This is a genomic window from Vibrio sp. TRT 2004 (assembly GCF_050113735.1).
GTDB lineage: Bacteria > Pseudomonadota > Gammaproteobacteria > Enterobacterales > Vibrionaceae > Vibrio.
Window position 1 is genome coordinate 40,251 of record NZ_JBNJOH010000022.1, and the last position, 11,030, is coordinate 51,280.

The following is an 11,030-nucleotide window of genomic DNA, read 5'->3' on the forward strand; positions in this document are numbered from 1 at the left end:
AGCGATGACTCGCTGCTTTTCTGTGGCTAGGGTTTCGGTGTTAGGGTGTACTTAGTCTTGATACTCTCTTCACCGAAGGCCTGGCTAACCCTCTGTTCAAACTCTGGCTTAGTGATAGACTTCGTCATCGCATCAACATCGGTCAATGCCTCTATCCCATAGCCATGGATAAGATAACGGGTATAGAACCAGAGTCTTTGCACAGGATCATTATCTAGGGGTTGTAACGCTACGGACAGCTGCTTCGCCACCAGATCTAAGTCTTGCTGACTGATTCCCTGCACCATGTCATCTATCACCTTATCTATCGCTTGATCGATCTTTTTGATATCTTTCGGAGCGACCTGAGCCTCAATAAACCAATCGGTACTTGGTTCCCTGTCTTGAGAAACACTGTACGCATCTGGCGCATAATCGAGGCTGAGCTCTTCCCTAACATAGCTGGTCAGTTGCTTTGACAACTGACGTTGGATCATGTCATCGATAAATGCCGTGCGTACACTACTCGCAACCGTACTTGGGTTGGTTGCTCGCAACAGATAGAAACTGTTTTGCTCATTATTTAACGGTAAATCAATACGCGGCTTTGGTTGCAATTGATAGCCAGCGGCATAAGAGCTTTGTGGCGCATCCTGAAGAGGAATAGAACCGATGAAATGAGTCAGCAGTGGCTCTAGCTCCTCCGCTTGAATATCACCAATCACCACCAGCTTGTTATTTCGATTAAAGTCATAGAGCTGCTCATAGACTTTCTGCACTTCAACGTCTGTCACCATTGCGAGCTGAGGAGCGGTGATCATACGATGGCGACTATCCGCTAAGTAAGCGTTACTGTTGATCGATTTATTCCACTGACCAACAGGTGTCTCTAAGTATGACTTGAGTTCCTCTAGTCTTTCTCGAGCGACGGTTTCTACCTGACGCTTGTCTACTTTAGCGTTAGTTACAATGTTGAACATGACATTAAACGCATCAGCAAGTTTTGCTCTCGGTGAGGCTATCTCAATACCATGATGACTGAACCCAATGAATGGATAGACTTCAATCGTGTTGCGACCAAGGTAAGCATCAAACTGGGAGCCAGTAAACTCACCAACACCACTGCGTGAGATCGCAGCCACTGCTAACTCTGACGCTGCGTATAAACTCGGATCGAGTGCCGCAGTGCCGCCTTCACTTGCGTAAATAAACTGAACGTTGTCACCGGCATTGGCGTCTTGTTCAAACCACACCTCAACCCCATTGGATAGAGTCCAAACGGTAAAGCCCGTATCTGTGATTTGTTTATTTGCAATCGTACCGCTTGATTGAGGCTGAGCCAATTGTGATACCGATGTCGCTAAAGCAAGGGGTTTAACTCCCGGTTGTTTAACTTGCTTACGCAGTTCTGGCAGCTGTTTTTCAAGTGCAGGAATCGCAGCGGTGTCATCGGCACCAAGTACAATAGCAAAGTCCTGCGACAGCAAATCCTTCAGCGTCTTATTGATCTGCTCAATCGAAGCTAGCTGGATAAACTCATCTAAGCTTTGCTTATAGTCCTGCTTTGACTGAGTCGACTCACCGAGTGAAATGACATTAACCATTTGACTAGCGAAGTCGACTGGAGACTGCTGTTGCCAATTATGATCAACATTAGTCGCGAGTTGATTAAACGAAGCCATCACCCTTTCGATTTCTTGCGCACTGACACCGTGGTCTCGCAGTGATGCGAGAGTTTGGCTAAACAACGCCTGTGCTTGCTCTCTGTCCGGTGCTGAGAAACTCACTGAAAGCAACGCATAGCGTCGTTCATTCAGGTAATAAGGCGATGAGTAGAGACTTTGTAGGGGTGCCGCCTGCTCAGTGAACTTAGCATCGAGGCGGTTCCAAACTAGCTGTAGTGCAACTTCATCCAGCCACTGTTCATGCAGTTGACCACGATGACGGATGCTCGCTGGACCACGCTCAACCAATAGGCTCATGCTTGGAGCATCAAATTCGCCAACCTCAGTGGTGAAGTCACGTAATACCAGCTCGGTATGTTGCTTACTTTGTAGTTTAGCGCTTGACGTTTGCTGCCAAGAACCAAAGTACTTATCCAGCAATGCTTTGGCTTGCTCAAGCTCAATATCACCTGTCAGGATGATTTCTGTAGACTGAGGCTGATACCAAGTCTGGTAGAAGGCTCGGATCGACTCTGGTGTTGCACCGTCGACTGACTGCTGATTTCCAACTGGGTCGATGTTATCCAGTTGAGTTCCCTTGACTAGAAAATCGTAATACTTACCTTCCAGCGATTTATGCTCTGGGCTAGAACGACGAATCTCACCTTGAATAACGCCTTTCTCTTTCTCCACTTCATTTGGAGAAAGCGACAAACCATCCGCGATGTCTCGCATCCACATCACCGCGGTTTCGATCTCTTTATTGTCAGGTAGGTCAAGCTCATACACCGTCTCATAGTAAGAAGTATAAGCGTTCATATCGGCGCCAAAGGTTAAACCTGTCTTTTCGAATAGTTTAACAATGTCATTGGTGCTGAAGTTTTTCGAACCATTGAACGCCATGTGTTCCAAAAAGTGCGCGTAGCCTTTTTGTTGAACAGTCTCTTGAGCTGAACCCGCATGGACAAACATGCGAATCGACACAGATTCATCGTCCATCGGATATAAGTGGAAACGAACACCGTTTTCTAGCTGTCCGCTTGTCCATTGAGGATCTTGTTGTATTGGAACCTCAACTTTAGGTTGACTACAACCGACAAGCAAAAGTACTAGGGCAAAAAATATTATTCTCATAGCCATACTTCATTATTATTAAAATCAGCCCAAATATATCCTAAGCAAATGGAAATATTAAATAATTCGTTCTCAATAATGTAATATTCTGATGGAGTTGCAGATTTGAGATAAGGTGCGTATTATTTATCGCAATTCGACGATTAACTATTTAAGTGTGTCCAGATGCCTAATTCATGCACTCAAGTCAATGCGCAAGCTTTCAAATCTACTGAACAAGAGCTGGCACAGGAACTCAAACTCGCCGCACAAGCAAAGGCACTCTCCCACCCAGCACGCGTAAGAATAGTGAAGATTCTACTTAATCTCGAAAAGCTGGGCGGATGCCTGAATAGTGATTTGGTGTCTGAGCTTGGATTGGCACAATCAACCGTGTCTGAACACTTGCGCATCCTGAAGCAGGCAAATTTCATCACAGCTCAATCTATCCCACCCAAAGTTTGCTATCGCGTCAATAAAGCAGAGCTAGCGCAGTTCTCTGGTCTGTTTGGTATGGTATTTAGTTAACGGTTGCGATGGAAATAGCACAAAAAATCAAAGGAGCCATAAGGGCTCCTTTCGTAAAGGCTAACATCAGTGATTGCAGATCACCACTTGCTGGCAAACTTGTTCAAACGGCATTGGCTGGTAGAAATAGTAACCCTGAATGAGCGCAATCCCTTGTTGAGTTACAAAATCCAACTCCTCTTGTGTTTCCACACCTTCGACGACAATTTCTGCTCCAGTAATACGCACGAGCTCACTGGTTAAACGGAACATCTCTCGACCGTTTTTGTGCTTTAAGTTGATGACTAATGAACGGTCAATTTTCACCTTATCAAATTCATACTTGCATAAGTGACCAATAGAGGAATAACCAGAACCAAAGTCATCAAGCGCGATTCTAATGCCTTTCTCTCTCAACTGTGTGAAAACACTCCAAGTTCGCTGCTCATCTTGAATCAGCAGTTCCTCAGTGATCTCCAGTTCAATTTGCTCATAGTTCAAGGAGCTATTCTCGATTAGCTCAATCACTATTTCAGCAAAATTAGGCACAAGAAACGTTTCTGGAGAGACGTTGATCGAAATCTTGAATGTCTTATTGGATGCCAGCGGTGCAACCTCTTTTAACGCTCTTCGGATAACCCATAGATCTAACTCTGAGGTCAGTCCCAATGTAGCGAAATTGGCGAGAAAAGTCGGTGGCGTTATCGTACCATCTTTGCTTCGGTGTCGAATCAGCACCTCAAGAGAAGAGACACAGTGTTTGCTATTGTCGATCTGTGGTTGATAGAACAAAACAAATTCGCCATCGTGTTGCAAATCACTAATCTGCTTTTGTGCTAGAAGGTTGCCACTCATATGAGGCAGTAAACCTATCACACCACCGCTATTCCCCACTTCTTGATAGTTGAAAAACTCATCCGAGGAACCCTTTGAGAACACCGCATGACTGCCCAACACTCGATCCATCTGCTTAAAAAATGGCAGATAAATCATCATGCCGATGACTATGATGACAAATTGAAGGATGGCACCACTGATGCTGCCATCCGTCGCCAGATAGCCACTAAACAAGGTTGGCGTCATCCAGCTAACAAATTGCGACACCGGAGCGACCAACCCAATCCATGTCGCGGTGTAAGCAACTAGAATAGCCACCAGTGGTGTGATCAAAAATGGAATGATGAGAACGGGATTAAATATCACAGGCAAGCCAAACAACACAGGCTCATTGATATTAAAAATACTCAGAATTAACGTCGCGCCAGCTAAGGTGCGATAGCCTTTGTTTTTAGTGAACAACAACATACATAACACTAAGCTAAGCGTATTGCCTGCTCCACCGATTCCCGCATAGATATCGTAGAAACTGCTGGTCAGAATAGGCAGTTCCTCTCCCATGATTTGATACATAGTGAAGCTATCTAGTGAGAGTTGATACAATTCTTGTTTGTAACCCGCGAGTAAGATGTGGCCGTTAATACCTATTGTCCACAACAGATTTCGTACTAACTCATACCATAGACCACCAAGCAACGAGTCAACACCAATGGTAGGAACCAGCTCCTTCACACAAGACATTGAATAAAATGCACCACCAAGGTAATGCCCCAGTGAAACATAGAGGGCCACAATCAAAACCGTGCCAAATATCAAGTTGATCGACTGATCGACGACATTCGGTAAGTCAGACTCCATGTAGACTCTTCGTCGGGTTAAATGCTTTACCGTCAAAGCCACGAGTAGAGGCGTAATGATCGCCAGCGGGTAGTTATCCGGTAGAATCGAACCGGTATGAAGTAATCCCCACTCATTAGATAGGATGACGTAGATCAGCAGCGAAGGCGTAATAACATTGGTACGCGAGATGTTATGTAAACGCGCTAAAAAAAATGAATAGTAAATTAGCAGGAGTATTGGAAAGAGCTTCCACACAAGTTTGCTAATAAACATCAGATAGTTTGCTTGGGATTGAAAACCAAGCTCCGCCAGACCACTACTAATGAGCATAGCAAAGGCAGAAAGCAGCGAAACCGGCAGCAACATCACAAAGACATTACATAAGCCGTTCAGATAAGCGTTTTCCGAAAATCGGGTAAAAACGCGATAGATAAAAGAGGTTTTCATTAAGGAAATTAATAGCCAATAGATTAAAGAATTTACGCACTTGGTGCGCATCCATTGCCTGACGCAGCATTTTCCTTAATGAAATTTTTTGTATCCGTAAGCTGCGCACAAAGCTCCGAATAGACTACCGAGCTCATATAGGCAATTGCGCGCACCATACTCCCTTTTCCGACAAAACTCGAACTAGGTTGTCTATCGACACGACAACCAATTGCAATTATACCAATCACATAACGAGCAAAGCTGATGCTATTTAGTCCGATTGCTGTGCGTTTTTATTGCACGGAAAACGTTGTTCATAAAGCGCCATAAAATCCGCCCTAATCTCTTGTTCCAGATGCGTCGCCTTATCCGTTGGGCAGAAAAGCATAAAGTGGACGATTTGCTCACCCGTGCTGCCACTATTGATATGAATATGCGGCTCTGAGCCTGGCAGATCAACGCCTGCGTGCTTTTCGATCATTGAGTTATAACGTTTGGCAACTTCGCTAAAGTAGTGAATACGCTCATCAATTTTAGCCAAGATCTCAGGGACAAGAGGAAACAGATTCACAAAATCTGGCACGACGATAGAGAAGTCATGGTAGACATAGCGCTTCATAAAATTGAGGTTTTTCACCGGATAGGTAAAGAACATACTGTTAGGTAAGGTCGCCGTTTTACCTGTGTAGTGATACTGACCATGATAGAGGTCAATCTCTTGAATCACCGTCGCCATCATGTTGTGTTCAATTACCTCACCACAGATCTTACCCACTTCTATCCAATCACCAATACGAAATGAACGCGAACTGGCTCGTTGAATTGACCCAGTGAAGCAGAGAATGATCTCTTTAGATGCCACAACTATCGCAACAGCAATTGCGGTGACTGAGAGCGCAAATTCATTGATTTCCGACTGCCAGAGTATAAACAGCAACATGACCAGTACGATGAATGACCCGTTTTTCGTACGTGACATCCAGTTACGCTGTTTCTCTGTCACAAAGGCTACCTCACCACGTATCCGTGACAATATTAGCCGACGACCCAGTGAGATCATCACAATGATCAACACGGTAAACATCAATTTGTGAGTTAGAAGAAAATCGATGACTGCTTGTACTTTCTCCACGCTCTGCTCCTGCTTGGTAATGGTTAAAAAGGGGCAATGTGCCCCTTTAAATAGTTGGTTTTATTGAATGAGTTACTTGGGTAACTCACCCTCTTTGAATACGACAAACGCACGTCTATTCAGAGCATTGGCATCTAGGTTCTGCTCTTGAGTGACTGGGTTCAACTCACCAAAAGACTTAACTTCCCACACAAATTGGCTTGGGTCTAGCTTAGTCTGCAAATATTGCATGACCGATTCTGCTCTGCGCTGCGCGAGCTGCTCATTGTAACTGATTGAGCCTTGATAGTCGGTATGCCCGGCAATCAATACTCGCCCATTTAAGCCAGTTAAATTGTTCGCAAACTCATCCAATGAGATTTTATCGGCTGGATTCAGCTGCGCCTTATCAAAGTCAAAATGAGAGGTCATGGCGACAAAGACTTTGCGCTCTGGTTGTGGAGGCTGACAAAACGCATTTTCCTGCTGGGTTTGTGTTTGTTCAAACACAATATACGCACGACGGTTTTCGGCATTCGCCTGCTTTGTCGTCCCCTCAACCAGTGGCTTAGACTCGCCGTAGTACTTCACCTCCCAATCGTAGCGAGAGGGGTCTAATTGAGTTTGCATGTAAGCTTTTACCGCTTCAGCCCGACGCAGTGACAGTTTAACGTTGTAATCATCCGAGCCTTGATAATCAGTATGTCCGACAATCGCAATCTGACCATGCAGTTTACCAATGCTTGAGATCAGTTGGTCGATTGATGCTTTATCCTGTTGTTTCAACTCTGATTTGTCGAAATCAAAATGGGAAGCCATGGCAATTCGTATGTCTCGCTCTGGCACAATACACTCTCGAATCAAGAACTTCTCTACCTGCGGATCACCAAACTTGTCTATGTTTTCTTTACTTACATAGGTATCGGTAGAGCACGCGGCCAACCCCATTACCATACCTACAGCAAAGAGCGTGTTGAGTTTCATTGTCATGCTAATCCTCTATAACTTACCAACAAGGTTGATAAAGACACCCTTGGCATTGTAGTCATCATCGTTGGCTAAGTTACTGTCAAAGCCAGAGAAGTTATAGCCAATACCAACTTTAAAGTTGTCAGAAAGATGTTTGTTCACTGAAACAAGTGCACCATGCTCAAGTTCATCATTGAGCGTATCGGTTTTCCAGTGATATTCGCCCGTCACATCCCACTCTTTAATGACATGGTAGGACGCGCTTAGACCATATAGGTTGATGTTGCTTTCGACCGTTTGTACGCTCCCAGAAGCACGCTCAAAATCCTCTTTCTTATCTTTGTGCGCGTATTTAGCACCGACATCGACTTTGGCGTTTACCGAGTAGATACCTTCCACTTCGATGATATGTGACTCTTCATTGCTGTAATCGACATCCCGATCGAGATTATCTTTGTCGGCAATATAGGTATAGCGGCTAAGCAGATTTAATCGATCATTATAGATAGGACGATACGCTAGGCCACCTGTTGCTTCAACGAAGCGCTCTAATGTTTCATCGGTCTCTTTACTGATCGATTTCGAATAGTTGAATTTACCGAACAAGGTATATTCTTCGGTTAAGTTCTGAGTGTATCGGTTGGTCGTAACAAACTGATCCACCCTACGCTTATTGACATCGACATTTTCGTTGCCTTTATCAACACGATACTCAATCTTATGCTTGAGGTTAACATCGTCAATATCCATATTGGCGGTGAACGTCACCGCTTTACGTTCCGTGATTTCTAGTTTGCTCGGATCGACGTCGTTTTTCTTCTCAATCTCACCCTGCTGATAACCGATACCAAAATCAATGTCGTCACTCATATCGTAACCAAAGCCAAAGGAGTCAATCTGCCCTTTGCCGTTGTTCTCATTAACAAACTGATTTTCCTGATAGAAATCGACATTGGATGTCAAATCGGCACGCTGCCCTACAACAACGTTATTTTGCCCTTCGTAGTTATCGTCCGTATAAGTTACATAGGTGGTGTAGTTCTCTGTGATGTCGTAACTTGCGGTTGCCTCTGTCGCATCACCGCGATCACCTGTGGTGTATTCGGCTCCCAATGAGAGATCATCAAACACTCGGAACTCAGCACCCACAGAGACACTGTCGTTATCGTCATACTGAGCCGTCTTATCTACCGTAGACTGGCCTTTAATATATACGCTGTTGTCACTGTCCCAGATATAGTCAGCTCTTAAGCCCGCTAGGGTACCCTTACCCTTTACGTTTTCACGATTCAGCTCGTCGACTTGTTTTGCTGCTGCCGAAACTTTAACGTGATCAGTCAGCTTAAACTGAGCTTCAAGCTCAGCCTGCTGAGTATCGGTTTGCTTAGTACCATCGAGCTCTGTCTCTTCAATCGAGGTATAGCGCGTCGCAAAGCTCAGTCGATCGGAGGCTTGTAAACGCAACTCGGTTCCGTATGACAATTGCTCCAAATCGTCACTTTGGCTGGCATAGCTGTAACCCGCATCTTTCGATTTGTACCAAGCCTTAACATCGTTCCCCACTGCACCAAAAATGTTCGGAGCAATGTCGTATAAGCTTGCAACACCTTTAACCTGTATCGAGTCACCTTTACGCTCATCAAAGTCTTCACCCACTGGGGTAAAGGTTAAACCACCATCAAAAGAGACAAAGTTTGAATCCGTCTGACGGCCCTCGCTGTGTGCCCATTCCGCTTTGATGTATGTCCCTTCTGTTGCGCGTAGCGTCAGATCCGTTCCCGAAGCCTGATAGTTCTGACCATCTCGCTCTTCAGTTGCGTAGTTGACTCCAATACCAATGTAGTCGTTTACCCAGCCCTTAGCCCGACCACCGTAAGTCAATGAATCCTTAACGTCGGAGCCTCTTGGCACGTACTCATAATCGACCGCAAGATAGTTTTCAAAACCGTCTGTTGGTGTGTCATCAATCACGCTGCCAAAGCTATCTGAAATGATGTTGTTCAGAGGTCGCATCAAGATGATTCGGCCCTGATATGGGTCGATTTCATAGTCTCGGCCTGATTGAAGTGGTACTTCTCGCTCTGATATACCCGAGTCCTTATTGACGACTTTGACATAGACTTTGTCACTGCCTGGGACTAACTCACCATGACGTAGGAAGTAAAGTGACCCCCCTGTACCGAGGAATTCATCATGAGCAAAAGAGGAGTCTGCTGACGCAGCGAAGCCAACAATATTGAGTCTATCTTCGCCATACTTAGTGGTAGAACGGGTACGATAATCTCCTTTAAAACCATACAAGCTACGGTTGTAGTCATTGTTGTCGGTGCCAGTCAGTCCAGTGTTGTAGTTACCCCACAATACCCGAGACTTATCGTACTCAAGATCGAAGTAGACTTTACCTTTAGTGTTCACCACCTTGTGGATGTTGGCTCCATCGCCGTAATCACCATAGTAAAGTTCATCATCGTCTTCGAGAATGTCGAAGACAGACGAGTCTTCCGCAGCAAATGGATGCTTGAAGATGTCTTTGATCTGTCCATCTTTACTATCAAAGTGCGTGGTTAAACGTAACTTATCGCCGAACTTACCCTGACTGAAGTAGGCAATACGTCCTTGGTTGTAAACATCATCCTGATATTGGTCATTGACACCCAGTGCTCCGGTATCACCCGTTACGCGGTTTTTACCAATATACATATCGGCCAAACCTGCCTGTGCGTAGTAGGTATCTGGAATACGCACGTACAACTGATAGCGGCGCTCATCGCCATTGTCAAAGATGACCTTGGTTGGAAAAATATAGGCGTCAGCAGGCAAGAACTGCTCGGCATATAGCTCCCCATCTTCAACTTCGAATTCATCTTCTCCAATCACCACTTTATCGACACCTTTAAGCCCGGTACCAATAAACTTAGCCAACCCCGAATTGGTCGGGATGTTATGACGCATTAGCTGCGCACGACCAAAACTTCGCGCCAATTGTTCTTCGCTCTGATTACGATCGATATCCACTTCGGAATCTGGGCGTACTAGGTCAATCACACCGATAGTCGTGATGTCCATGTTGCCGTCTTTATCCCAAGCTTTGAACCTGAATTGCAGCTGGTTGCCGACTTCGAATGCATAATCAGTGTCGGTCGAGCCATCCCAACTAATATCAATATCGTTCGCAACCTCAGTACCTTCGATGACCTTAATCGGCTGAGATAGGCTGCGGTCTTGACCACGGAAAATCTCTATTTGATAGCGTTGCATGTAGTAGCTGTAGTTTGAGCTGACGGTAAAGTTAACCTTGTCAGATAACTGTCCCTCTTTAACTTCTAGCTCATCACTTACACTTACATCGAGTACTGGTTCAAAACGGGTAATATCTCGGCTAGCCCAAATAGCGCCCTCTTCGAGGTAGATGCGTGAGCTGTCTTCCTGTTGATGAACTTCGACCTCAATACCCGTGGTATCTGTATCGATTTTCTCCAACTGACTGGTATCTTTTGCCACTGCCATAATGGGAATGGCTGCCATAATACTCACTGCCAAACGAGTCATTTTGAATTTATTCATAATTGTTCCGCCAATCG

Annotated in this window: 6 protein-coding genes; 1 reads left to right on the top strand and 5 read right to left on the bottom strand. The window is 45.0% G+C overall.

What is annotated here, in order from left to right:
• Nucleotides 1-26: 26 nt before the first annotated feature.
• Nucleotides 27-2,777 carry a M16 family metallopeptidase gene (locus ACQEXR_RS10820; protein WP_427020330.1) on the bottom strand — a complete coding sequence of 917 codons (2,751 nt, stop codon included), beginning with the start codon at nucleotides 2,775-2,777 and terminating at the stop codon, nucleotides 27-29.
• A 165-nt stretch (nucleotides 2,778-2,942) separates the two neighbouring features.
• Between ACQEXR_RS10820 and ACQEXR_RS10825 the strand changes: the two genes are divergently transcribed.
• Complete coding sequence (locus ACQEXR_RS10825) at nucleotides 2,943-3,284, top strand: ArsR/SmtB family transcription factor (RefSeq protein WP_427020331.1); 342 nt, start codon at nucleotides 2,943-2,945, stop codon at nucleotides 3,282-3,284.
• A 66-nt stretch (nucleotides 3,285-3,350) separates the two neighbouring features.
• Here the strand turns inward: ACQEXR_RS10825 and ACQEXR_RS10830 are convergent, their stop codons facing one another.
• From ACQEXR_RS10830 to ACQEXR_RS10845, 4 genes are all read right to left on the bottom strand, one after another.
• Nucleotides 3,351-5,387, bottom strand: a complete 2,037-nt coding sequence (locus tag ACQEXR_RS10830) for an EAL domain-containing protein (protein ID WP_427020332.1) — start codon at nucleotides 5,385-5,387, stop codon at nucleotides 3,351-3,353.
• A gap of 253 nt (nucleotides 5,388-5,640) precedes the next feature.
• Nucleotides 5,641-6,501, bottom strand: a complete 861-nt coding sequence (locus tag ACQEXR_RS10835) for a mechanosensitive ion channel family protein (protein WP_426950205.1) — start codon at nucleotides 6,499-6,501, stop codon at nucleotides 5,641-5,643.
• A gap of 72 nt (nucleotides 6,502-6,573) precedes the next feature.
• Nucleotides 6,574-7,464 (bottom strand): OmpA family protein, encoded by an 891-nt coding sequence (locus ACQEXR_RS10840; protein WP_426950296.1) that lies wholly within the window; start codon nucleotides 7,462-7,464, stop codon nucleotides 6,574-6,576.
• A 15-nt stretch (nucleotides 7,465-7,479) separates the two neighbouring features.
• Entirely contained in the window at nucleotides 7,480-11,013 is a 3,534-nt protein-coding gene (locus tag ACQEXR_RS10845; RefSeq protein ID WP_427020333.1) for a hypothetical protein, read from the bottom strand.
• Between the last annotated feature and the right edge of the window lie 17 nt (nucleotides 11,014-11,030).

Bases quoted from the DNA above. Each gene is read 5' to 3' on its own strand.
- ACQEXR_RS10820 (WP_427020330.1), bottom strand. From the start codon at position 2,777: ATGAGAATAATATTTTTTGCCCTAGTACTTTTGCTTGTCGGTTGTAGT.
- ACQEXR_RS10825 (WP_427020331.1), top strand. From the start codon at position 2,943: ATGCCTAATTCATGCACTCAAGTCAATGCGCAAGCTTTCAAATCTACT.
- ACQEXR_RS10830 (WP_427020332.1), bottom strand. From the start codon at position 5,387: ATGAAAACCTCTTTTATCTATCGCGTTTTTACCCGATTTTCGGAAAAC.
- ACQEXR_RS10840 (WP_426950296.1), bottom strand. From the start codon at position 7,464: ATGAAACTCAACACGCTCTTTGCTGTAGGTATGGTAATGGGGTTGGCC.
- ACQEXR_RS10845 (WP_427020333.1), bottom strand. From the start codon at position 11,013: ATGAATAAATTCAAAATGACTCGTTTGGCAGTGAGTATTATGGCAGCC.